General features: G+C 62.7%; 22 protein-coding genes and 1 pseudogene. 15 read left to right on the forward strand and 8 right to left on the reverse strand.

All coding sequences use genetic code 11. The annotated features are described in order from the left end of the window. Window positions 1-148: 148 nt before the first annotated feature. The 3 genes from F8M74_RS03975 to F8M74_RS03985 all read right to left on the reverse strand — a co-directional run bounded on the left by F8M74_RS03975 (window position 149) and on the right by F8M74_RS03985 (window position 1961). Window positions 149-1099, reverse strand: a complete 951-nt coding sequence (locus tag F8M74_RS03975; RefSeq protein WP_011555049.1) for a ribose-phosphate pyrophosphokinase — start codon at window positions 1097-1099, stop codon at window positions 149-151. Between the two features lie 47 nt (window positions 1100-1146). Beyond that, the gene (gene spoVG / locus F8M74_RS03980; RefSeq protein ID WP_002634160.1) at window positions 1147-1446 is read right to left on the reverse strand and encodes a septation regulator SpoVG; all 300 of its coding nucleotides are present in this window, start codon (window positions 1444-1446) and stop codon (window positions 1147-1149) included. A 134-nt stretch (window positions 1447-1580) separates the two neighbouring features. Further along, window positions 1581-1961, reverse strand: a complete 381-nt coding sequence (locus tag F8M74_RS03985) for a DUF5658 family protein (RefSeq protein ID WP_171410439.1) — start codon at window positions 1959-1961, stop codon at window positions 1581-1583. A gap of 194 nt (window positions 1962-2155) precedes the next feature. Here F8M74_RS03985 and F8M74_RS03990 point away from each other — a divergent pair, with 194 nt between their 5' ends. The 5 genes from F8M74_RS03990 (at window position 2156) to F8M74_RS04010 (ending at window position 6059) form a co-directional block, all read left to right on the forward strand. After that, the gene (locus F8M74_RS03990; RefSeq protein WP_141253539.1) at window positions 2156-2755 is read left to right on the forward strand and encodes a thymidine kinase; all 600 of its coding nucleotides are present in this window, start codon (window positions 2156-2158) and stop codon (window positions 2753-2755) included. A gap of 15 nt (window positions 2756-2770) precedes the next feature. Further along, entirely contained in the window at window positions 2771-3586 is an 816-nt protein-coding gene (locus F8M74_RS03995; RefSeq protein ID WP_011555046.1) for a uracil phosphoribosyltransferase, read from the forward strand. An 11-nt stretch (window positions 3587-3597) separates the two neighbouring features. Continuing rightward, complete coding sequence (gene hpt / locus F8M74_RS04000; protein ID WP_140799417.1) at window positions 3598-4131, forward strand: hypoxanthine phosphoribosyltransferase; 534 nt, start codon at window positions 3598-3600, stop codon at window positions 4129-4131. A gap of 372 nt (window positions 4132-4503) precedes the next feature. Continuing rightward, window positions 4504-5340: an aquaporin Z gene (gene aqpZ, locus F8M74_RS04005; RefSeq protein WP_141253538.1), complete on the forward strand. Its 837-nt coding sequence runs from the start codon at window positions 4504-4506 to the stop codon at window positions 5338-5340. 83 nt (window positions 5341-5423) lie between these two features. Further along, window positions 5424-6059 (forward strand): LysE family translocator, encoded by a 636-nt coding sequence (locus F8M74_RS04010; RefSeq protein ID WP_141253537.1) that lies wholly within the window; start codon window positions 5424-5426, stop codon window positions 6057-6059. Between the two features lie 3 nt (window positions 6060-6062). Here F8M74_RS04010 and F8M74_RS04015 read toward each other — a convergent pair whose 3' ends face one another. Next, window positions 6063-6710, reverse strand: a complete 648-nt coding sequence (locus F8M74_RS04015; RefSeq protein WP_141279490.1) for a hypothetical protein — start codon at window positions 6708-6710, stop codon at window positions 6063-6065. Between the two features lie 112 nt (window positions 6711-6822). Here F8M74_RS04015 and F8M74_RS04020 point away from each other — a divergent pair, with 112 nt between their 5' ends. The 10 genes from F8M74_RS04020 (at window position 6823) to F8M74_RS04070 (ending at window position 16690) form a co-directional block, all read left to right on the forward strand. Then, window positions 6823-7002 carry a hypothetical protein gene (locus tag F8M74_RS04020; RefSeq protein WP_141254992.1) on the forward strand — a complete coding sequence of 60 codons (180 nt, stop codon included), beginning with the start codon at window positions 6823-6825 and terminating at the stop codon, window positions 7000-7002. Window positions 7003-7585: 583 nt separating this feature from the next. Next, a complete protein-coding gene (locus F8M74_RS04025) occupies window positions 7586-8893 on the forward strand; it encodes a TIGR02270 family protein (protein ID WP_141255023.1) in 1308 nt (435 codons plus the stop codon). A 6-nt stretch (window positions 8894-8899) separates the two neighbouring features. Next, the gene (locus F8M74_RS04030) at window positions 8900-9910 is read left to right on the forward strand and encodes a DUF2169 domain-containing protein (RefSeq protein ID WP_141254993.1); all 1011 of its coding nucleotides are present in this window, start codon (window positions 8900-8902) and stop codon (window positions 9908-9910) included. Beyond that, window positions 9907-10956 carry a hypothetical protein gene (locus tag F8M74_RS04035; protein ID WP_141254994.1) on the forward strand — a complete coding sequence of 350 codons (1050 nt, stop codon included), beginning with the start codon at window positions 9907-9909 and terminating at the stop codon, window positions 10954-10956. Before F8M74_RS04030 ends, F8M74_RS04035 begins: the two co-directional genes overlap by 4 nt. Before the next feature lie 13 nt (window positions 10957-10969). Further along, window positions 10970-12112 (forward strand): PAAR-like domain-containing protein, encoded by a 1143-nt coding sequence (locus tag F8M74_RS04040; RefSeq protein ID WP_141254995.1) that lies wholly within the window; start codon window positions 10970-10972, stop codon window positions 12110-12112. Between the two features lie 8 nt (window positions 12113-12120). Further along, window positions 12121-12849 (forward strand): SMI1/KNR4 family protein, encoded by a 729-nt coding sequence (locus F8M74_RS37690; protein ID WP_228565710.1) that lies wholly within the window; start codon window positions 12121-12123, stop codon window positions 12847-12849. 144 nt (window positions 12850-12993) lie between these two features. Then, window positions 12994-13704: an SMI1/KNR4 family protein gene (locus F8M74_RS04050; protein ID WP_141254996.1), complete on the forward strand. Its 711-nt coding sequence runs from the start codon at window positions 12994-12996 to the stop codon at window positions 13702-13704. Between the two features lie 414 nt (window positions 13705-14118). Continuing rightward, window positions 14119-15078 (forward strand): hypothetical protein, encoded by a 960-nt coding sequence (locus F8M74_RS04060; protein WP_228559706.1) that lies wholly within the window; start codon window positions 14119-14121, stop codon window positions 15076-15078. A 509-nt stretch (window positions 15079-15587) separates the two neighbouring features. Beyond that, complete coding sequence (locus F8M74_RS04065) at window positions 15588-16124, forward strand: helix-turn-helix domain-containing protein (protein ID WP_162294988.1); 537 nt, start codon at window positions 15588-15590, stop codon at window positions 16122-16124. Between the two features lie 26 nt (window positions 16125-16150). Then, on the forward strand, window positions 16151-16690 hold the full coding sequence (locus F8M74_RS04070) for a transposase (RefSeq protein WP_228559704.1): 540 nt from the start codon (window positions 16151-16153) through the stop codon (window positions 16688-16690). 265 nt (window positions 16691-16955) lie between these two features. Here the strand turns inward: F8M74_RS04070 and F8M74_RS04075 are convergent, their stop codons facing one another. From F8M74_RS04075 to F8M74_RS38625, 4 genes and pseudogenes are all read right to left on the reverse strand, one after another. Further along, complete coding sequence (locus F8M74_RS04075) at window positions 16956-20069, reverse strand: DEAD/DEAH box helicase (RefSeq protein WP_141254999.1); 3114 nt, start codon at window positions 20067-20069, stop codon at window positions 16956-16958. After that, a complete protein-coding gene (locus tag F8M74_RS04080) occupies window positions 20059-20916 on the reverse strand; it encodes a Hachiman antiphage defense system protein HamA (RefSeq protein WP_203330809.1) in 858 nt (285 codons plus the stop codon). The genes F8M74_RS04075 and F8M74_RS04080 overlap by 11 nt, the downstream gene beginning before the upstream one ends. Before the next feature lie 321 nt (window positions 20917-21237). Beyond that, a complete protein-coding gene (locus F8M74_RS38620) occupies window positions 21238-21480 on the reverse strand; it encodes a transposase (RefSeq protein WP_368667172.1) in 243 nt (80 codons plus the stop codon). A 475-nt stretch (window positions 21481-21955) separates the two neighbouring features. Further along, window positions 21956-22099 (reverse strand): annotated as a pseudogene (locus F8M74_RS38625) (helix-turn-helix domain-containing protein); the annotation flags it as partial. Window positions 22100-22136: the final 37 nt, after the last annotated feature.

Raw genomic sequence — 22136 nt, forward strand, 5'->3', positions numbered from 1 at the left:
GTGCCACCGGCGGCCCTGGCGCCCTCGGCATCCCGCCCCAGTGGCGGGCCCCGAAGACGGCGCCTGTGAATGCCTCCGATGGAGGGTCGTGCACATGCCAGCCGGAGGGCCTGGAGTCAAGCCGCCCGGCGGACAGGCGCACGCAGGCTCAGACGAACAGCGAGCTGAGCGAGTCGGCGCGGTGGATGCGGGCAATGGCTTCGCCGAAGAGGCGCTCGGTGGTGAGCAGGCGGATCTTCGAGCAGGCCTGCGCCGCCGGAGACAGCGGCACGGTGTCCGTGAAGACGACCTCTTCCAGCACCGAGTCCTGGATGCGCTGGATGGCCGGGCCGGAGAGGATGGGGTGGACCGCGTACGCCACCACGCGCCGTGCGCCCTTGGCCTTCAGCGCCGCGGCCGCCTGGGCGAGCGTGCCGGCGGTGTCCACCATGTCGTCCACCAGCACCGCGTCCTTGCCGCTCACGTCGCCGATGAGGTTCATCACCTCCGACGCGTTGGGGCGGGGACGGCGCTTGTCGATGATGGCCAGGCCCGTGTTCAGCCGCTTGGAGTACGCGCGGGCGCGCTCCACGCCGCCGGCGTCCGGCGAGACGATGACCAGCTCCTGCGACTCCGGGAAGCGCTTGCGCAGGTCCTCCAGGAACACCGGCGAGCCGTAGAGGTGGTCCGAGGGGATGTTGAAGAAGCCCTGGATCTGCCCCGCGTGCATGTCCATGGACACCACGCGCCCGGCGCCCGCGGACTCCAGCAGGTCCGCGATGAGCTTCGCGGTGATGGGCGTACGCGGCGCCACCTTCCGGTCCTGACGGGCGTACCCGTAGTACGGAATGACGGCGGTGATGGAGCCAGCGCTCGCCCGCTTGAGCGCGTCACACATGATGAGCAACTCCATCAGGTGATCGTTCGCTGGCGGGCAGGTCGACTGGAGGATGAAGACGTCGTGGCCGCGGACGTTCTCGCCGATCTCGACGTGAATCTCCCCGTCCGAGAACCGACCGACCTCCGCCTTGCCCAGAGGGCGCTTGAGGTACTCGCAGATGCGATGCGCCAGGCCGGGATTCGAGTTCCCGGCGAACACCTTGAAGTCACGCGGCTGCATGGTGGGGCCGGTGACTAACCTGGACGCGGACGGAAGGAAAGAAGTCGTTAGTCCAGGTCCGCTGGCGCTGCGACGAGCATCCCGGCTTGCGCCTGATGGAGGTGTCGCTCGTACTCCATCAGGATGACGCGTTCCATTTGACTCCGCGTATCCGCGTTGAGCGGGTGGGCAATGTCCTTGTACGTCCCATCCTTCCGCTTCTTGGCTGGCATCGCGATGAAGAGCCCGGTCGAGCCGTGAATGACCTTCAAATCGCGAATGACGAAGCAGTGGTCCAAGGTGATGGTGACGTACGCCTTGAGCTTGTCCTCTTCGACCGGAAACACCCGGACGTCGGTGATGTTCATGGTCCCCCCCCGAACCCGAAAGGTCGGAGCTGAAGGGAAGCCTGGGACATACCGGGTGTCAAATGCAAGCGCGGGCGCGAGAGAGATTTGCGCCACTGTTCAATGCCCCCACAGTCGGCCGCTGCGAGTGGAGGCTAGGTCAGCATTTGCGGCCAGTGCATGACCAGGTGGGTCAGGAACGCGAGGTGGTAGACCACGATGACGGCATACACGGCCGCGCCCAGCCGGATGGCGATGCGGCTGGCCTTGAGGTGCCGGTGGATGCACAGCAGCCACAGACCCGCGTTCACGATGACCAGCTTGGCGAACATGAAGAAGAGCGGGGACTGCTCATAGGCCTCCCGCATGATGGGGTTGAGCTCTTCGGCCACGCCCAACTGGAGGAAGAAGAGGGTGAACAGCCCGTCCAGCAGGTTCAGCATCAACAACGCCACGGACGCCGGTGACAGGTAGAAAGAAGCCCTGTTGCCCCACGCCCCACCCCGCATCTGTCCGATCGTCGCCGCCACGCCCATCCCCCTTCGCCAGTCCGTAGCCAAGACTCTTCAAGAGCCTTGCCAACGCCCGCGGGGCCCGGTGACGGGCAGGCGAGGAAGCGGGCGACATCCGCGGGCGATTCGGCTATGGGACGGGCGTGGCGGGAAATTGACTCCCCTGGGGGCGTGGCAGACTATCCGCGCCCTTTCCGCCCCCGGCCCGTGAGCGTTCCTTGCACCAATTCCCCAAAGATATCGGGTGGATAGAGGTCATCTGCGGTTCGATGTTCTCCGGCAAGACGGAGGAGCTGATCCGCCGCGTCCAGCGCGCCGTCTACGGCAAGCAGCGGGTGCAGGTCTTCAAGCCGCGCATCGACAACCGCTACGACGAATCCGCGGTGGTGAGCCACTCGCAGCTCAAGGTGATGTCCACCGCCATCGAGCGGGCTGAAGAGATTTTTTACAGGCTCGCGCCCGACACCCAGGTGGTGGGCATCGACGAGGTGCAGTTCTTCGGTTCAGAAGTCGTCGCCGTGGTGGAGGCGCTGGCCAACAAGGGCCTGCGCGTCATCTGCGCGGGACTGGACCAGGACTACCAGGGGCGGCCCTTCGAACCGATGCCCCATTTGATGGCGGTGTCGGAGTACGTGACGAAGGAGCTGGCCATCTGCGTGGTGTGCGGGAATCCGGCCAACCGCTCCCAGCGCATCGTGTCCAGTGGTGAGCGGGTGGTGGTGGGCGCGGCGGGCGCGTACGAGCCGCGCTGCCGCAAGTGTCACGTGGCGGAACCGGCGGCGGGCACGCCGCCGCAGACGTTGGAACTGTTCGACTGAGCGGGAGCTGAACGGATGCGCGACACCCTGTACTCCAACGTTCCCTTCAAGCTGAACGAGATGCCCCACCACTATGGGCCTCACGTCCACCTGGTGGGAAATCCCTTTCTCCTGACCCAACTGGCGACGCTGTGTTCGAAGGGCGTCATCCAGCCGCAGATCAACCGCCTGGTGGAGACGCTGTACGTCGACCTGGTGAAGACGGTGCTCAACGCGGAGTTCCCGCGGAAGAACGTGAGCCTGCCCACGCGGATGATCGACTCGACCCCACAGGGGCTCTACCAGGGCGAGGTCATCGACCCGCAGGTGCGGGTGGTGACGGTGAACATCGCCCGGGCGGGCACGCTGCCGTCGCAGGTGACGTACGACCTGATGAACGCCACGCTGGACCCGACGGTGGTGCGCCAGGACCACATCATCATGAGCCGCATGATTGACGCCGCGGAGGCGGTGGTGGGCTCGGAGATTGGCGGCGCGAAGATTGGCGGCGACGTGGACGACGCCTTCGTCCTGTTCCCCGACCCCATGGGGGCCACGGGGGGCAGCCTGTCCACGGCGATTTCGCTCTACAAGAACAAGGTGCCCGGGACGCCCCGGCGCATCATCACCCTGAACCTCATCGTCACGCCGGAGTATCTGCGGAAGATGACCACGGACCATCCGGACGTCATCATCTACGCGCTCCGGTTGGACCGGGGCCTGTCCCCGCCGGAGGTGTTCGGCACCGAGCCGGGCGCGCTCTGGGAGAAGGAGCGGGGCCTGGATGACCGGCAGTACATCGTCCCCGGAGGCGGCGGCTTCGGGGAGATCATGAACAACGCGTACGTGTAGCGGAGGAATCCTTGGCGTTCTACGAGCAGGAAGTCGGTGTCCTGATTTCCGAGGACAAGTTGCAGGCGCGCGTGCGCGAGCTCGCGGCGGAGATTACGCGCGACTACGCGGGCAAGGACCTGACGCTCATCTGCGTGCTGAAGGGCTCGGCGTTCTTCACCATCGACCTGGCGAAGTACATCGACCTGCCGGTGAAGTTGGAGTTCCTGGGCGTGTCCAGCTACCAGGGCGGCACGGAGTCCACGGGCGAGGTGCGCATCACCACCGATGTCAGCAAGCCGATGGCTGGCAAGCACCTGCTCATCATCGAGGACATCATCGACACCGGGCTCACCATGCAGTTCCTGCTGGAGAACCTGCGCGCTCGGCACCCCGCGTCGCTGAAGGTGTGCACGCTGCTGGAGAAGCCCTCGCGCGCCCGGACGAAGGTGGACATCGACTACAAGGGCTTCGTCATCGATGACCTCTTCGTCGTGGGCTACGGGCTCGACTTCGGCGAGGTGTACCGGAACATCCCCTTCATCGGGGTGATGAAGAACAAGTAGTCCCGGCCGGGTGCTGGCGCCGCCCTCGTGCGTGGCGCCGCACCGGTCTTCAGGTGATGCTCGGAACGGGCAGCGGCGCTCCACGCCGTCGCACTGGATGGAGCACGTCGTCACCGCGAGAAGCAGCGTTGCAGCCTTCGACAAGTCCTTTCCAGGTGGGGACGGCCTATCCAGGCTGTCTTTCCTATGCCTGAAAGTCAAAGAGGGCATGTCTGTGTATGTCAGGGGAGACAGAGGGCCATGGGCCGCTCACGGGGGCTGCTCAGCGGCCGTGACGCGGTGCTTCGCGTTGTCGTCTTCCGGTCCATGCACAGCGTGCCTGAGAAGAATTCGCTGAAGCGCGGCGTCTGACCGCGCGAATCGAGGCTGACCATGGATGCATCCAGGGACAGGGCCGCGCTGGCTCGGGCGGGCAACCACCGCAACAACGACGCCGTCCGGAAGTACGTTGCGGAGTTCATCGGGACGTTCGTCCTGGTGTTGGGAGGCGTCGGGGCGGCCGTGCTGGCGGGCGACCACATCGGCTTCCAAGGTGTCGCGCTCGCCTTTGGCCTGTCGCTGCTGGCCATGGTGTACGTGATTGGCCCCATCTCGGGTTGCCATGTGAATCCGGCGGTGACGCTGGGCCTCCTGCTGTCTGGGAAGATGGAGGGCAAGGATGCGGTCGGCTACGTGGTGGCGCAGTGCGTGGGGGCCATCCTCGGCGCGGGCGTGGTGCTGCTGATTGCCAAGGGCATGCCCGGAGGGTACTCGGCGGTGACCGAGGGACTCGCGACCAACGGGTACGGCGCCGCTTCACCTGACGGCTTCAGCATGGGAGCGGCCTTCCTCACGGAGGTGGCGCTCACCTTCCTGCTCGTGCTCACGGTGCTGGGCTCGACGGATGCGCGCGCCCCAGTGGGCTTCGCGGGGCTGGCCATCGGCCTGGTGCTGGCGCTCATCCACCTGGTGGGGATTCCGGTGACGAACACGTCGGTGAATCCGGCGCGCAGCCTGGGACCGGCGGTGTTCGCCGGGAGCGTGCCCATGGGGCAGCTGTGGCTGTTCATCGTGGCGCCGCTCTTGGGAGGCGCCACCGCGGCGGCGGTGTATCGCACGGTGTTCCGTCCTGCCGTGCCCATCAGCGCGGAGGAGGCCGAGCGGGCCCTGCGGCGCGAGCGTGAGGCGCGAATCGCGGACGAACGGGCCGGCACGCGCGCGCCCGTCTGATGCCGCGGGTCGCTTTGCTCGGCGGGCTCCGGCGGGTACGGTGACCGGCAATTGGGGCCAGTCGTGCCCCCACTGGAGCCGCCATGTTCTTCGACCCGACGCGCCTCACGGCCTACTTCCTGGCGGTGCTCGCGCTCATCCTGACGCCCGGGCCGGACACGATGTTCGTGCTGGCCCGGAGCATGGGGCAGGGGCGCAAGGCGGGCATCGTCTCCGCGCTGGGCATCTTCGTCGGATGCCTGTTCCACATCGCCGCGGCGGCGTTCGGGCTGTCGACGTTGCTGGCGACGTCGGCGCTGGCCTTCTCCGTGGTGAAGTGGGGTGGGGCGGCCTACCTCGTGTGGATGGGCGTGCAGATGCTGCGCAGCAAGGACACCGCGGCCGAGGCGGTGCAGGCGCTGCCACCCGCTGGCCTGTGGCGCATCTTCCGCGACGGCGTCGTCACCAACGTGCTGAACCCGAAGGTGGCCGTGTTCTTCCTGGCCTTCCTGCCGCAGTTCGTGGATGCGTCCGCGGGCTCGACGGGGCTCCAGTTCCTGGGGCTCGGGTTGATGTTCTCCGTCACGGGGACGTCGTGGCTGGTGCTGCTGGCTGCGTTCGCGGGTGCCTTTGGGGGGTGGATGCGGCGCAATCCGCGCGTGGCCGCGTGGCAGAAGCGCGTCACCGGTGGCGTGTTCGTCGCGCTGGGGGCTCGGCTGGCGTTGCAGCGCCAGGCGTAGGCGTCAGACGAGCGCCTTGATGACCACGTAGAGCACGTAGAGGACCCACGGCACGGCGGCCAGGAGTCCGAGGATTCCGAGCAGGCCGGCCCAGACGGGGTAGCCCTTGCGCCACGGCAGGAGGAGGAAGGTGCCTCCGGCGAGCGCGGGCAGGGGCAGGAGGTTGAGGGCGGCCAGCTTCGCGCTCATCAGGCCCCAGGCGCGCAGCAGGTCGCCGTCCCGGAGGAGCGCGAGGAAGCGCTCCACGCGGCTGGGGAGCAGGGAGGGCTCGAAGGGGACGGCGAAGCCGCTTGCGAACTGGCGCAGGGCCTCCGTGGGCCCCAGGCAGGCCATGGCGATGGCGACCTGCACGGCCCAGGGCAGGAGGATGACGGCGGCGTGGAGGGGTGGGGAGAGCTGGAGGAGGCGGCTCTTGGCGGGGGCGCCCTCGACGGGCTCGTCAAAGCTCACCGCGCTGCCGAGCGCCAGGGGGCGGAAGGCCCACAGGATGCTCCCCAGGCGGGCGGAGAGTAGGGTGGGGCCGTAGCCGAGGACGACGGACACGGGCCGTGCTCCCAGGGTGCTGGCCACGGCGGCCTGCGCCAGCGCCCAGAGGGCGTTGACGGCGAAGAAGAGCATCCAGAGCCAGAGGAGTTGGGACAGGCGGTCCATGCGGTGCGTCCCTGTCTACCATGACCCGGGGTGGTATCCGTGAGCGGGCGGGGCACCAATCACCCGGGAGCGTGGCGCCGCGTCTCTGGTAGGCATCCGGGTTGAGGAGCTCATGGCTTACGGCATCGCGAATCACCTCTGGATTCATGGGAGCCCGGACCGGTCCAGGGTCCGTCAGTGGATGGACGCCGCACTGGGGACGTCGTTCGGGGATCAGCCACAGAGCGACATCGTCGTCGCGGACGTCTTCAAGTTCGGGTCGGCGCTGACGCTCATCAACACCAGCGGGTGATGGTGGCAAGGTACTGCTGTCGGACTCTGCATCCAGGTGAAGGGATGCATTGATTGCGCATACTCGCTCCATGCCTTGAAGCGATGCCTCCAACGCCGGAGGTACTTGATTGCTGTTGAGGGAACTGCTGGGCTGCAACAGTAGGCCGCCGTTGTGTGCCGCAGGTGTACTTGCGGCATCATCGTAGCCAGCTGGGGGGAATCATGGACGTTTCGGCAACCAAAGCGGATGGGCAGCCGGTGGGGCAGACATTGCTCAAGCCCATTGGGCGCACGAACTTGGGTTGGCTTCTCGACACGGAGGCGGGAAGGCACTTTGGGGGAGATGTGCTTATCGACAAGGGCGGCCTGCGGCTACCTGTCCTGGTCAATCTGAAGCACGCACGCGGTCCCACGCCAATGCGTGATGCATTGCTGGATGAGGCTGCGGCTGATTCGCCTGTCGGACCCGTGGAGTTCCAGGCGGATGGCCCTCAGCAGCCTGTAGCGCAGCGGGCGGACGGTGCTGAGCGGTATCGATGTGAAGGTCCTCTCCTCATTCGCCACCCGGTGCAAGGACAGCTCGGGGCAGGTCAGCTGACGTGATGCCCACGCTGAGGATAGACGTCATCGAGGAGCACTTTTCCGAGGCGGCCTTCCTGTACTCGCAATGGGAGCGAGCACTGCGGGGAACGAACTACAATCTGGAAGAGACAGCGCAGTTGGAGGAGCGGCTGCTGGCACATCTGGACGGACTGGTGCTCGGGGGGGAGCCCGTCGCCGAGGCTCTGCTCAGTCCCGCCCTGGACGGTGGGGAACCTGGGGAGGTGTTTTGCTCAGTGTTCGCCTCCATCGCCGAATCCCCACCTGCTGCGCTGGAAGTGGTACTCGCGCTGGCGCCGGTCGCGCCTCCAGAGGTACTGGCTTCGCTGCGGCGCGCGCTGGAACTCAGCGGGCGCACCGGGTTGGATGCGTCGCTGGTTCCGTTGCTGAAGGCACCCGAGGCATCCGTCCAGGCGCTGGCATTGGAGGTGCTTTCGTTCCGCGGAGCCGTACCACGCGGAGTTGCTCTGGAACTGCTCGACCAGGAGGATGGCCGGGTGGTGGCGGCGGCACTGCGAGGCCTTGGCACGCTGGAAAGAGATATCGGGCACCGGGAGTTGCGGCGACTGTTGGACGACAATCGACCGCAAGTGCGACTGGCGGCCATCGAGTCTGGCCTGCTGTCTGGAGTACGCGCGGCATGGGACGCATGCCGGCAGGAGGCGCAAGGCTGCGGCGAGGGCGCACCTCCGGCCCGAGTGCTCCAGGCGATATGCGGGGATGACGAGGACGTCGAGCGCCTGGTGGCGCTCATGGCCAATGACGTCGTCCGCGCGGACATCGTATGGGCACTGGGCTTCACAGGGCGGGTTGCTGCCGTGGAGGCTTGTCTGGAGTTGATGGGGCATGTGCCATCGGTGGCACGGCTGGCTGGCGAGGCCTTTAGCGCCATCACCGGGCTGGTGCTGAAGGACACTTACGCCGTGGAGTTAGAGGAGGGGGATTCGCTCCCGCCACTGGAGGAAGATGACCTCGAAGCCGACCTTTCTTCCAAGGAAGAGGACAATCTGCCGGTGCCGGCCTGTGCAGCAGTCGCTGACTGGTGGCAGCGAGCGCGTCAGGATTACTCTCGGAGTGGACGCTACCTGGGCGGCAAGCCGTTCAGTGGCGCGGCGCTGTTGGACGCGCTGGCGAGGGGGCCCATGCGTCGACGTCACGTCCACGCACGAGAACTGGCGCTGAGGACGCAGGGCATGCACGACGTTCAAACACGTGCGTTCACGGCCCGACAGGGCGCGGAACTGGCCGGAGCACAGCGCGTGCGCGAGCACTTATCGACACGTCCATTGAAGCGTGCTTTTGGGGGGTGAAGTTCCATGTGGGCACTGAAGAATCGCACTGCGTACGCTGCGGAGCGAAACTGGACGCGTGACAAGGAGGGGGTTCACTGGTGGCTCGTCGCGGTCAAAGCGACTTTTGACATCGCGCCCGGGGGGAGACTCCAACTGGCGGACGAACAGCGTCCTCCTGTGCTGATGCCGGAGTACTTCGGAGCGCCCGGTCAGTCGAGCTTGCGCTATGAATCGGACCTGCTGGCGGTGAAACCGGGCGCGGAGGTGCTGCTCGATGGTTGCGCGCATGCGCCTCGCGGCAAGCCCGCCGAGACGGTGCCGGTCTCGCTGCGGCTCGGACCGCTCCACAAGGTACTGCTCGTGCACGGGGCACGCACCTACTCTCGGGGGTTGCTTGGGATGGCGGTGAGCCGGCCCCGGCCGTTCACCACGAGCCCCATTCGCTATGAAGCCGCGTTCGGGGGCTATGACATGACGGACTCCGACCCCAGCAAGCATCGGCTCGACGAGCGAAATCCCCTCGGGCGTGGCTTCGCGACGCGTCAGGCCCAACTTGCGGGCAAGCCCGCCCATACAATCGAGTATCCCAGTGGCGACCCGGCGACCCGAGGCCCCGCGGGGTTCGGGCCCATCGACGCCGCCTGGATGCCGCGACGCAAGCTCGCGGGGACGTACGACGCCCGGTGGGAGCGTACGAAGAAGCCTCTGCTTCCCGATGACTACGACCCCACATTCGCGTTGAGCGCCCCCGGGGACCAGCGACTCGACGGGCCGCTCACCGGCGGCGAGCGGGTCGAATTGATGAACATGACGCCCGAAGGGGTCCTTCGCTTCGAATTGCCCCGCATCTCGCTTGGTTTCACCACGCACGTGGGCCGGCGGAGCGAGGAGCACGGCGCACGCCTGACCACGGTTCTCGTCGAGCCTGAAGCCAGGCGCCTCTCGCTGGTGTGGCAGGGAGCGCTGTGTGTGCCCGCGCCGGATGCGGACTACCTCGACGAGACGGAGATTGCAGAATTGAAGGAGGCGGAATGAGCACCTCCCTGGAGGTCGTTGCGGTCGGCGCGCGAACCCCCGTCGGGTATACGGCGGAGAGCAGCGCGGCGGCCGTGCGTGCTGGCATCTCTCGCTACGCCGAGTTTCCCTTCGCCGACGCCCGGGGGGAGCCTGTGGTGATTGCATCGGACGGGATCCTTGACCCATCGCTGGAGGGGCGGAATCGGCTCTTGCCGCTGCTCGAGAGTGCGTTGGGGGAGGTCGAGGCCAAACTGTGTCCAGAAGCGCTGCTGCGGAGCCGGCTCAGCGTGCTGCTGTCGTGCCCGGAAGCCCGCCCCGGGTTCTTGGAGGAGGACGCGGGCTGGCTGGTCGACGCCGTGGAGGCGCGCTATCGAGGGAGAAGCGCAGGCACGCGCGTCGTGCTTGCGGGGCGCGGCCACGCGGGAGCGCTCCGGGCGGTGGAGCAGGCCCTGCGGGAGTGTGCCGATGGCGGGGACCACCTGTTCCTGGTGGCGGGCGCGGACAGCTACCACCACACGGAGACGTTCCTCTGGCTGGAGCAGGCTCGTCGCTTCGCGCAGCCGGGGATTCGCGGTGGCTTCACGCCTGGCGAGGGCGCCGCCTGTCTGGCGCTGATGAGCGCCGGGACGCGGCGCCGCCTGGGGCTGTCAGGGCTGGCTGTCGTGCGGGGAGCGCACACCGCACGAGAGCGCCAGCTTCGCGACAGCAGTAGGGGCTCTCTCGGCGTTGGGATGACCCAGGCAGTCGAGGGCGTCGTCACGGGACTCAAGTTGCCCCATGAAGGGGTCGACGACCTGTATACGGACATCAATGGTGAGCGCTATCGAAGCGAGGAGTGGGGTTTCGTCGTGCTGCGGACGCCATCCGTCTGGAAGTCCACCAGCTACAGGGTCCCAAGCACCTGCTGGGGCGATGTCGGTGCTGCCTCCGGAGCGCTCGGGTGCGTCCTTGCGGTCCGGGCATTCGCCCGGGGGTATGCGCGAGGCCCACGGGCCCTGGTGATGGCCGGTTCGGATGGGGGGCTGCGGGGGGCGATGCTCCTGCATGCGCCCCAAGTCTCGTAAGGAGAGGATGCCCATGCCCAAGGTCTCAGTGAATGCGCCCAAGACCCCGGTAACTGAAGGAAGCAGTGGGGTTGCCGCAGCGACCCTGCCGAACGTGTGCAAGATGCCAGGGCCGCCGGCCCCGTTCGTACCAACACCGCTACCCAATATCGGCAAAAGCGGGACGGAGCCAAAGAACTACTCGAAAAGCGTCACGATTGAAGGGAAGAAGGTTGCGATTCGGGGCGCAACGTTTGGCTCCATGGGGGATGTGGCCAGCAAAGGAACCGGCGGCGGAGTGGTTTCCTCCAATGTGGAAGGTCCGACTAGTTTCGTCGGGCCCGGGTCCATGGACACGAAGATCGAGGGTAAAAACGTCCAACTGCTCGGCGACCCCATGCTCAACAATTGCGGATCGAGCGGGAGCCCAGCCAATGCGGCGACGATGATGGGCTTGCTTCAGGTGAGCGGCACGGTCACTGCTGTCAACGGGAATGACAGATGCCCACTTTGCAGGAAGCGCCATGGCCCCGAAAGCACGCTCGAAGAGAATCCTACGACGAAGGTCAACGCGGGGCGGCTGGCTCAGAGGGTTGCGAGGAAAGTGCGTGGCGGCGAACTCCCCAGTCCTTTTTCAACAATGCTGGGCGTGGTCCAGTGCCTGTGCGGCAAGAAGAAGATCTATGCGGATCACTCAGGGCCAACGCTCAAAGGCGTCTGTGACAGCATCTCGGACCTCAAGTGGGTCGGTCCGGAGAGTGGACTGCCGATTGACGCCACAAAACAAAAGGTCAAATCCTTCATTAGGGGACGATTTGGTAGTCGAAAAACAGATTTTGACAAGACATGGGAGAGGCTTGAGTCCCGCGCAAGGAAGAGCAAGCGTGGCGAGACCTCGTCCGCAGCATATCCGCCCGGCTCCTGTGCTGGGCCCAAGGCACTTGTATACTGCCTGGAGGACAATGCATATCCAAGAGGCATCACCGAGCGCTGGCACCACAGCGAAAAGCAGCCAGTTGATGCGAAAATCAAGTTTCTCGATGCGGAGAGTGGCGAGGAAGTCGAAGGTCACTTCGGTCATGGCAAGACCGTTCCGCCATGTCTGACATGCAACTTTCTCCTCCCCGCGATGCTCTGTCATGAAGACAAGGTACTGGAATGTCAGCACACGAACTAGCAGCCGAGATGGAAGATCTACTCCTGAGGATCGTTCCAGGACTCTCAGAGCAGTGGCAGGGTGCCAGCCCGGAGACGATTGCACATATCGAGCGACTGGCAGGTCGGCCTCTGCCTCCGTTCTATCTGTGGTTCCTGCGTCGCATGGGACGTTGCATGGGGGCTCTGACCTATCCGAGCCTGGATTTCTCAGCAGAGCGCATTCTCCGCAGCTATGCAGAGAAGACGATCCATCCAGATCCGCGGTTTCTGCTCATTGGATATGAGTCTGATGAGATGATGCCACTGCATCTCTTCTACGATTTTGACGCACCGGCACGGGACGATGCGCTGGTGACGGAGCGGTACGCCAATGGCGGCGAGCTTCATGACAGGTTCGAAACTCTGAGTGAAATGTTGGCTTGGGGGGCGCTCCTGAAGTTCAGGGTCAACACGATGCCTCAGCGATGTGAAGGAATGCTCTCTTGTGACGATCCAGACCTCCTCTCTCAACTCGACCCAGTGATGTTCAGTCTGGGTTTCACCAAGCCGATTACAACCGGTCCTCGCTGTGGACTGTATGAACGGAACGATGCGGTCTTGATATGCGAGCGCACGCCCCGAGAAGAACTCCTGGGGAACCAGGCCTTCACTCTGGGCGGCCGTGATGCCGGAGTACTTAGAAGGCTCCTGGGAAGGCTCACCACCGAGTCCTCGTTGGAGGTCGAAGTCGACGAATGGACCCCTGCGCTTGGATGACTCGCATGGAACTCTTGCTCGACGAGCGCTTCACCACGCTTGCGCCGCGCTGGTCGAGTTCATTGAGGTCTACTACGACGTCCTCCGGACGATTACGGAAGTCCAGCAGACGCCATGTCAACACACGAGGAAGTAGAGCTCGAGATGGAGCACCTGCTGTTGCGGACTGTCCCTGGGTTCGCGGAGCAGTGGCGGGGCGCAGCGCCTGCCACGATTGAGAAGCTCGAGCGGATTGCCGGTCGTCCCCTGCCGCCGTTCTATTGCTGGTTCCTGCGTCGCATGGGCCAGAGCATGGGGCCCCTGGCCTACCCCACCCTGGATTTCTCGGCCGAGCGCGTGCTGGCGTGCTACGCCCAGAAGTTGGTCAAGCCCGAACCTCGATTTCTGCTCATCGCCTATGAGTCCGATGAGATGATGCCGCTGCACCTCTTCTACGACTTCAATGCGCCCTCGCGAAACGATGCCATGGTCACTTCCCGCGAAGCGCGCGGCAAGGAACTGACCGACGCCTTCGAGACGTTGAGGGAGATGCTGGCGTGGGGAGCGCTCTCCCTCTTCCGCATTGACAGGGCGCCGCATTCCAGCAGCGGCAGTCTCAAGGGTGACACCCCTGACTTCCTGATGGACCTCGACCCAGTGATGAGCAGCCTTGGATTCATCCAGCCCATTCCCACTGGCCCGTTCTGCAGATTGTATGAGCGACCGGACGCAGTCATGGTGTGCACGGGCACGCCAAGAGCGGGAACCGGGAATCGGAGGGCTTTTGACCTCGGCGGCAATAGTGTCGGAAGCCTGCGGAGAATTCTGGGAGAGATCTCGTCCGCGCGCGTCGCGGAACTCCAGGTGAAGAAGTAGGCTGCACACCCGGTGAGTTCAGGGCAGGAGGATACCGGCGGCGTGCAGGGGGCGCGCGGGCTGGCGCGGAGGCGCTCTCGCCGGGCTCGTCAAAACTCACCGCGCTGCCGAGCATGACCGGACGGAAGGCCCATAGGATGCTCTCCAGGCGGGCGGAGAGTAGGGGGCCGTCGCCGAGGCCGAGGGACACGGGCCGTGCCCCAAAGGCGCTGGCCACTGCGGTCTGCGCCAGCGCCCAACGGGCGTGGACGGCGAAGAAGCGCCCCCAGAACCAGAAGTGCTGGGACAGGCGGTCCGGCTCATGCGGTGCGTCCCTGTCTACCATGGCCCGGGGTGGTATCCGTGAGCGGCGGGGCACCAATCACCCTGGAGCCTGGCGCCGCGTCTCTGGTAGGCATCCGGGTTGAGGAGCTCATGGCTTACGGCATCGCGAATCACCTCTGGATTCATGGGAGCCCGGACCGGTCCAGGGTTCGTCAGTGGATGGACGCCGCACTGGGGACGTCGTTCGGGGAGCAGCCTCGGAGCGACATCGTCGTCGCGGACGTCTTCCAGTTCGGGCCGGCGCTGACGCTCATCGACGTGCAGGTGCTCGGTGCGCCGCGCGTCGAAGGCGAGGCGGAGGCGGCGGAGCAGGACGGCTTCCTGACGCGCGTGGCCAGCCTGGCGCAGGAAGCGGGCTTCAAGAGCACGCGGGTGTGGATGGGCGACGTGGGCACCATGGCGTGGGAGCTGGAGTCCCAGGGCGAAGAGGGCGTGCCCGTGGGGGCGAAGCGGGAGGACGAGGCACTGCGCACGCTGGGGCCGGACGGGTGGACCGTGGACCCGCTGGCGCCCGTAGTGGCGCGCGAGGTGATTCGGAGCATCGTCAAGCTGCCGCTGGAGGAGGTCCACCACTACATCGACTGGGCGGTGAGTTGCCGCAGCGCGATGGCGGCGGGGACGCCGGTGGAGGGCTTCAACCTGACGCGCGCGTCGAGGCTGATGGCCACGCACTACCTGGTGTGGAAGGGGAAGGTGCTGCCCAAGCCGACGCCGGTGAGCGAGATGGCGCCGAAGCTCGGCAGGGCCCGGAGGATGCGCAGGGCGGCGACGCTGGTGCCCGCGGCGCGCGTCTGGGGGCTGGTGCTGGTGGTGGCCTTGGTCGTGCCCGCGGTGCTGTACCACTTCATCTTTGCTCCGCCGGTTGAGAGCCCGGTGAAGGGCTTCGTGCTCAGCGGTGTGATGACGCTGGTCTGGGCCCTGTTCGCCCTGGTGCGCTTCGATGACTTCCAGGGGCGGCCGGTGCGCCTACCGTGGCGGCTGGCGCTGTTCGTCGGTGGCCAGCTCGCGGTGGGGGCGTTGATGTGGTGGCTTCATGGGATGCCGCGTTAATGCTCGATGCATTCGCTGAGGTCTTCCGTGCTGCGGCGAACTCTATCGTTCGAGGTGTACTTGAGTCTTGATACTACGCCAATGTCGATACCGGCTTTCGACTGTCCTCATGAACTCTCTCCTTTCGCCAAAGAGCGTCGAAAGCGACTGGTTTGCAAAGAGTCGTCGCTGTTTCACTGGCAGGCAGTGCTGGTCGGCACGTCGGAAGTCAGACTTGTGTGGTAAGTATGTATTTAGAGGTTGAGGGAGTCAATAATCACATTCTTGGTTCGTTGTGCCGAATAGCGAACCTGCATGCGGGCGATAGGCAACGCCGCAAGGCCCAGTCGTGGATGCCGGTATGTGTTGGCCATAGTAAATGCAAGGAAATGAGAAACCGAATTTCGGCGCACATGGTCAAGAAGAATGACTGTACCGGAGCTCAGCTCAAGAAAGTGATGAGAGCAGTAGGAGATGGCGACTCATTCAGGGCGCGGAAGAGTCCTGCAGGGCCTGGGTGTTACCCAGATATGGCTGGGCTGACACTGAGCGAGCAGGCACGAGCGGAGCTGGAGGAGACTTTTCGCTCGACAGAGGACCGGCGCCTGGCGGAGCGCTGCCAGGCGGTGCTGATGGCTGCGCGCGGCCGCAATCCGCAGGACAGCGCCGTCGATGTCGTGGCGGGTGTGCGCACCGTCTTCTGGTGGCTGAAGCTGTACCGGGAGAGAGGGCTGGCGGCGCTGCGAATTCATTGGGGACCCGGTAGGAGGTCCCTCATCCCCGAGGCGCACGCCGAGCTACTCAAGCAGTGGGTGAGGACGGGGCCGCTGGAGTGCGGAGTCCCTCGCGCCAACTGGACGTACGCGACGCTCGCTCAGCACTACACGCGCCAGCAGTACGTGGAGGTGAGCGAAACCTGCATGCGCGACTTCTGCCACCGCCATGGCATCCGTCCCTACCGGCCCACCTACCGCTTCCTCAATGCAGACCCGGCGCGCCAAGCCAAGGCCGCCGAAGACATCGCGGCGTTAGAACGGGGGCTGCCCTCGGCGAGCTCGTCCTGCTGAGTCAGGACGAGGCACGGTTCGCCCTGGTGCCCACCCTCACCACGACGCTGGGCATCCAAGGCGAGCGGCCGTGCGTAGGCACCTGGGACTGCAAAGACGTGGTGCACGTCTTCGGCTCGGTCAATCTGGTGACTGGGCAGCTGACGCATCACCTCTTCGAGAGCCAGCACACAGAGCGTCGACGCGACGGGCTGAGCAAGACGTCTCGAATGCAGCGCGAGTTTGCACGCCACATCGAGCAAGTGGGCCGCACCTCCCCGGCTGACTCGTGCCTGTGTGTCGTCCTCCTGGTAGACGGAGCCAATTGGCACCGGGGCCGCGTGGTGGATGAAGCGCTGCGGGCCAATCCGCATGTGCTGCTCTACACGCTGCCGCCCTATAGCCCCGAGTTGCAACCCATTGAGAAACTCTGGCGACCGCTCCGGCACGACGTCAGCCACAACGTGCTGTACGACGCCATGCCGAGGCTGTCCGCTGCACTCCGTCGCCGCCTCCGCGAGTACCAGCGCAAGCCTTACACCGTCCTGCGGGCGGTCGGTCTATTGCAGGACCTTCACTCGCCCTGAATCACTCACGGTTTTGTTTCTATTGGTTCAACCGGAGCCATTGCGGTTCCTTGTCGAAGAGTGCATCCTCGGTGGGGCCAAGAGTGGGTTCGTTTGGAACGAGTATGGGAAGTAACCATCGTCGTTTGAACCTGCGCTGAGGCCGAGTAATCCGAAGTGGAGGTCGTTCCGAGTTAGAGGCTGCCAAGTCGGAGCGACTCGTTTTGGGGTGAGTTATTTTACTTGTGTTGTCGACGACGTGTCCGAGAAGCATTCTCAAAAGTCCTCAGCCAGTAATCCGATTTAACATGAGAGCGAAGTAGGCTGGGTATTGTTCCAAAATGGCACGAACCTCTGATTCGTTTCGGAACAGTTCGCGGCGAAGAGCCCCCCGCGAGGAACACTCGCCTACGATTTGGAGAAGGTCGGTAGCCACGACTCTGTCAGAAAATCCAAGCTCATAAATCATCACCGAGCATGCTGTGGGCAGTCCGTATCTCATGCGCTTTTGCAGTGTCTTGAGGTGTGATATTAGATTTTCGGAGTCTGGCCTTAATGTGCTTGTGAATTCAATGACTGCCCCTATCGCAAGAGTTCCTTCGTAGCCAAGGGCGTTTTCGCATAGCTCTATGACGTGTTCTAGTTTTGCCTTTCGAGGCTGTTTGTCTCCTCCGATTTTCGCATTGATCCGTAGCAGTTCGGCGTATAGTCCCCCGAATGAATGGCCATTCATCCATCCTATGGTGAGGGGTTGGAGTGCTGTCTGGGGTCTGCATTTGCGAAATGTCGAATTCTGAATTCTGGCCAGGATGAGAGGCCACAGAGTTGACAGTAGTTCGTCGGTTGACTCGATCTCGATCATCGCGTCAATGTTTGCAATGACCCATGTTTCGGTCTCGATTGCCTCTTTGAGTCCGTAGAGAGTGCGCGCGAATAATTTCCGTTGGGCTGGTGCACTCGCTTTGCTGGCAACATGCGCTGCCAGAGTTGAGAATGTTTCAATTAGACGTTCGCGGTCATCATCGCTTGCGAGGTGGTATGCGAGCGTTTCCTCGGCGAGTCGCCTGACTCCGTTTTCCGGTAGGTTGGCGTCTATGTCATCCCAATGAGCCATTAAAAAGCTCTCAATGGCTGCCAAGATCTCTACTTTTTGGGTGAGTTGCCCAGTGAGGACCTCCTTCGAGAATCCTTTCCTCGAGAGGCTGGATGCTGTTTGGGAGACCCAGTCGGCGGTGTTTGGTGACGAAATGTATGCTTGAATTAGTTGAATCGGGTCTAGTGAAAGGCGCGAGCGGCGGTTGTCGCTTTGTAGAAAAGCGAGTACCGAGAGTATAGTGCTTTCGCATGGTTCTGAAGTATCAGTACGCAGAAGCGATTGAATTCCGGACCACCTCCAGTTCTCGGTTTCTATCTCCCTTCCGTCATAGATGCTTGGGTCTGCAAAGATTACACTGCCTTCCGTGTGCATGCCAGAGCGACCTGCTCGGCCGATGAGGTTGTGGAAATCTCGATTCTTAATCGGGTCGCGGCCTTGGTACACACTGGTGACAATTAAGTATCGAATTGGGAGGTTTACCCCTTGCGCAAGCGTAGATGTGCATATGACGAGTCGTGCCAGTCCCGTCTTCATTGCATGCTCGACGGCCAATCGAATCCCATGGGGGGTATTCCCGTGATGGGTGAATACACCTAGAGCTGCGCTCCGGCTGATTGCGGCATCGGCACCGAGGTTTTTTATGCACAAGCTAGCTATTCGCTGAACTTCGTCACTGGCAGACGCGGCTAGTGGTGGCTTCAGTTCTAGTCCGCGCGCGTAGGCGTCGAGCAGTGTTTCGCAAAGCGAAGTCACAGTTGACTTTCGGCCGCAGAAGATTGCGACGCTGCCATTGTGGGCGAGCTTTAATCCTAGGTATAGAGCGACAGTTGCTCCGTTGTTCCTATCCGGAAACGACCGTGCTTTCTCGCGCGAATTGTGCTGGAGTTGTTGCGCCTCGATTACTCTGGGGACGAAAAACTGTATCTTGTTTGGGGTGTCAGGTTCTACGAAATCCAGGCGCCCTAAGTGGTCTTGCCAACTGGCAAACGCCACTGTACGTTCAGTTGGGATTAGACCGCCACCTGCAACGACATTCGGCTCGTCGGCGTTCAGCCATTCTCCGATTGCCGCAGCATTCGATAGAACCGCTGAGATGAGAATAGTCTGGATTTCCAGTGGAATCATGGTCTTTAGTGAGGCAATCAAAAGTTCATAGGTTACCCCGCGAGAGCCAGTGTCAAATTGATGCCCTTCGTCGTAGATGAGCAGTCCTATTTGTTTTGCGATTTCGGGTGAGTGTCTTAATGTGTATACGAGCTTTTCTGGGGTTAGGATGAGGACGCTGCGTATCGCAAGAAGTTCTTCAACATCAAAGTCGGCCTGGGAAACGTCGGATAATTCATCGACATTTACAGGCTCTCCATGAAATGCTTCAAGTAAGTTGTCGCGGATTTCGTGACAGAGAGCCCTGAAGGGAGCTACGACGACGGCGAGGGTTGCTCTCTCGGCTAAGAATGCACTTCGAATTATGATTTCCGTGGCCCTGCTCTTGCCTGCGCTGGTTGGCATTTGGACGACGGCAGACTTCCCTTCGAATACCCCCTTTTCTCCTAGGAGTTTTTGGGCGGGCCATAGTTCATGGAGGAATCTAGGCTTGGATAGGGTGTTTGCCCAGTCTGCCTCAGGAATGTTTGAGAACGTTGGGAGGCATAGTCGAGCAGAGTTTTCGAAGCGTCGACGAACGACAGCGCTAACTGTATCGGCCAGTAGTAATTCTCGTGCCGTTCCGTGAATGTATGCGGTACGTCTTAGTTCTGCGCTAGCGTTGATGAATTGTTCCTCGGTGCCTCCGTGGCTGTAGTATGTCGACAGTGCTAACTGAATGTTCTCAAGTAGTTGTGTGTACGGGCCTGGTGTGAATACGCAGTCGGAGGAGAAGTTTCCTTTCAGGAGCCATAGGAGAAGTTGCTCCAATCCACGAGTAGAGAGTTCGAGTGATTCTGATGAAATTGCGTAGGCGAGAACGCTGGCGCTGCCGGGAAAGTTGCAGAGGTAATAAGATGCGGACCCGAGCAGGAGTAGATAGCTATCGAGGTCGGATGCGAGGTTTGTTTGGCGGTATGCGTCAAAGTAGCGTGCGGAGAATAGCATGTGCAACTGCAATTCCTCCAGTTTGGCGTCCTCAATGCCATGTGCGTTGAGTCGAGCTGATAGTTCTCCCAGTACTCCAATGGTGAGAGTTAATAGTTCGGCGGGATCTCTGGATAGATTGATATGTTCTGAGGGCGGGACCGAGTACTCAAACATCTTTGCCTTGGAGCGAGTGGCACTCAGGAGAAGTTGTGAGCTTTTGTCAGGCTTCATTGATGGCTCTTGCGTAAAGTTCGTGAGCCAATGACATTAATTCGCCGCCATGGATGACAAGGAGGGCGACTGTTTGTGCTGCGGGGTGTTTTGACGTGTCTGTTTTTGATGTGGTCGGTCCGTCGAAGCAAGGGGTGGATAAGACGGCTACCGCGCCGTAGGTCTCTTGATATGGCCTGTCGACTGGGTTTTGAAAGCGCTCAATTTTTTCTGCTTCTCCGAATTTTTGCTGGTCAAAGAGTCGCTGTTTTATTGCATTTAGGGACTCTGGTTTTCGGGTGGGGTCTTTGGAGGAGTCGTTGACTGCGTCTTGGAGTCGCGACGATGCCTTTTGGCCAGTCAGATCGGCCTTTGACTCAAATATCGCAAGTGTGTCGGATTTTGAATCTCGTCCACTTTTGATTATTTTGAATCCAATGATGTCGCATCCTTTTGTGGATTCGTTTCGGATTGTCTTGTCTGCGTAACGTGTGCGTGGAACCCAGTAATTCAGGAGGAATTCCACATAGTCAGCGACAATTAGCTCTGCGAAGTCGCCAGAGCGAATGCTTGGGCCTGGCGGGTTTGAGGCGTCGGGGAATTTTATTTTGCTTAAATATTCGGCGCGGGAGTAGCCATACCCTTTGCGTAGGTAGTCGATTTGGTTGTCGCTGCAATAGTGATTGCGGATGTGTTTTGCCCACGCGGAGAGGATCGCGTCGTCTTTTTGGTGCCGCAACTCCCAGACTTCAATGGTCTTGTTATCTGTGGTTTTTATTTTCTGTCCTGTATTGACGAGCCACTTGATTTGTGCTGGCTGGAGCTCTTGGGGCGGAGCAGGGGGGGCAGGCGGCAGGTTTGCTGTCACGGGTAATTCTTTCCACGGGCGTTGATGGAGGTGTGTAAACGGACTATTTACATGGACGAAGGCGATGCGCGAGGTGTCTGCCTTGCCCCACCCAGGGGGTGTTGCTTCGAGGGTTATTTGGGGTTCAGATCGACTGGTTCGCGGACCAGCTGATCTGCTTGGTGAGATGCGGATCGGATGTCCCGGTTATGTGGTGACTGGGCGCCTGCGTGGTTAACGAAGAGATTAGTTAGAGTGATGGATGGCTAGGCAGTGGCGGAACCAAGTGGCCAGCTTCGCGAGAGGAGTTGCGTGCGAAGCCGCTGCAACGCCTGGGCCAGTTCATGGAGGGGCTAAGGCGCCAGCTTGCGCAAATGCCTCTTCATGTCCGCCCACCACAACTCGTGGGATTGAAATCAGGGGTGTAGGTGGCAGGTACACCATGCAGGCCCCCGCAGCTTCGATAGCCTGACGCACGCCTCTGCCCTTGTGCACCCCTAGGTTGTCCATCAGCACAATGTCTTCCGAGTGAAGCCAGGGACAAAGGCGCTGCCGGACAAAGCGCACGAAGACACGCCCATTGATGGCTCATCGGTGCGTCACTCAGCTTGGGACGACACCTCACTCGGATGGCGCCCACCAGCGGCAGCGCCGTCCAGTGGCCTCCCGGGCGTAGCCCCCGGGCGCGCTGTCCTACGGGCGCCCCCCGTACTCGCGTGCCATGGAGGTGTTGCAGAAGGATTCGTCGAGGAAGATGTGGCGCCGGACGTCCACCACACTCAGTGGCGCCGCGAGGGCACGCCGGGGCCAGAGGTTTGGCGGCGCGTCGCGCTCGCAAGCGGCGAAGGACTTTTTTGTGAGAGAAGCCCAGCAGGTGCAGCGCCCGCTGCATGGAAGCCCGGCTGATGCCGATACCGGTGCGTGCCGTCAGTACCTCCAGCAGCTCCAGCACGGTCGCATCCTGCGTCTGGACCACCAAGTGCTTGAACGCCCCCTCCACCTTGCCTCGGGAGGGCGAGAAGTTACCACCTCTGCGGGGCCGGGGAGTCTCGCCTCCGGTTTCCCGAGGCAACCGCAGCACTCGGCTGACCGTCGCCTCGCCAATGTCCAGCAGGTGGGCAATCTGCCCATACGTCAGGCCTTCCTCAAGGAAGGCCCGGACGATGACCTGCCGCAGCTTCTCCGGGGGGAGTCCAACACTCATCCCCTATGCAGATCAGACCCTTCCGAACGCGTCACGC

This window comes from Myxococcus sp. CA023 (assembly GCF_010998615.1).
In the GTDB taxonomy this organism is placed as follows: Bacteria; Myxococcota; Myxococcia; order Myxococcales; family Myxococcaceae; genus Myxococcus.

What these genes read in the sequence shown, in the direction of transcription:
- F8M74_RS03975 (WP_011555049.1), bottom strand. Translation starts at nt 1,099, where the DNA reads ATGCAGCCGCGTGACTTCAAGGTGTTCGCCGGGAACTCGAATCCCGGC.
- spoVG (WP_002634160.1), bottom strand. Translation starts at nt 1,446, where the DNA reads ATGAACATCACCGACGTCCGGGTGTTTCCGGTCGAAGAGGACAAGCTC.
- F8M74_RS03985 (WP_171410439.1), bottom strand. Translation starts at nt 1,961, where the DNA reads ATGGGCGTGGCGGCGACGATCGGACAGATGCGGGGTGGGGCGTGGGGC.
- F8M74_RS03995 (WP_011555046.1), top strand. Translation starts at nt 2,771, where the DNA reads ATGCGCGACACCCTGTACTCCAACGTTCCCTTCAAGCTGAACGAGATG.
- aqpZ (WP_141253538.1), top strand. Translation starts at nt 4,504, where the DNA reads ATGGATGCATCCAGGGACAGGGCCGCGCTGGCTCGGGCGGGCAACCAC.
- F8M74_RS04010 (WP_141253537.1), top strand. Translation starts at nt 5,424, where the DNA reads ATGTTCTTCGACCCGACGCGCCTCACGGCCTACTTCCTGGCGGTGCTC.
- F8M74_RS04015 (WP_141279490.1), bottom strand. Translation starts at nt 6,710, where the DNA reads ATGGACCGCCTGTCCCAACTCCTCTGGCTCTGGATGCTCTTCTTCGCC.
- F8M74_RS04020 (WP_141254992.1), top strand. Translation starts at nt 6,823, where the DNA reads ATGGCTTACGGCATCGCGAATCACCTCTGGATTCATGGGAGCCCGGAC.
- F8M74_RS04025 (WP_141255023.1), top strand. Translation starts at nt 7,586, where the DNA reads ATGCCCACGCTGAGGATAGACGTCATCGAGGAGCACTTTTCCGAGGCG.
- F8M74_RS04030 (WP_141254993.1), top strand. Translation starts at nt 8,900, where the DNA reads ATGTGGGCACTGAAGAATCGCACTGCGTACGCTGCGGAGCGAAACTGG.
- F8M74_RS04035 (WP_141254994.1), top strand. Translation starts at nt 9,907, where the DNA reads ATGAGCACCTCCCTGGAGGTCGTTGCGGTCGGCGCGCGAACCCCCGTC.
- F8M74_RS04040 (WP_141254995.1), top strand. Translation starts at nt 10,970, where the DNA reads ATGCCCAAGGTCTCAGTGAATGCGCCCAAGACCCCGGTAACTGAAGGA.
- F8M74_RS37690 (WP_228565710.1), top strand. Translation starts at nt 12,121, where the DNA reads ATGGAAGATCTACTCCTGAGGATCGTTCCAGGACTCTCAGAGCAGTGG.
- F8M74_RS04050 (WP_141254996.1), top strand. Translation starts at nt 12,994, where the DNA reads ATGGAGCACCTGCTGTTGCGGACTGTCCCTGGGTTCGCGGAGCAGTGG.
- F8M74_RS04060 (WP_228559706.1), top strand. Translation starts at nt 14,119, where the DNA reads ATGGCTTACGGCATCGCGAATCACCTCTGGATTCATGGGAGCCCGGAC.
- F8M74_RS04065 (WP_162294988.1), top strand. Translation starts at nt 15,588, where the DNA reads ATGGCTGGGCTGACACTGAGCGAGCAGGCACGAGCGGAGCTGGAGGAG.
- F8M74_RS04075 (WP_141254999.1), bottom strand. Translation starts at nt 20,069, where the DNA reads ATGAAGCCTGACAAAAGCTCACAACTTCTCCTGAGTGCCACTCGCTCC.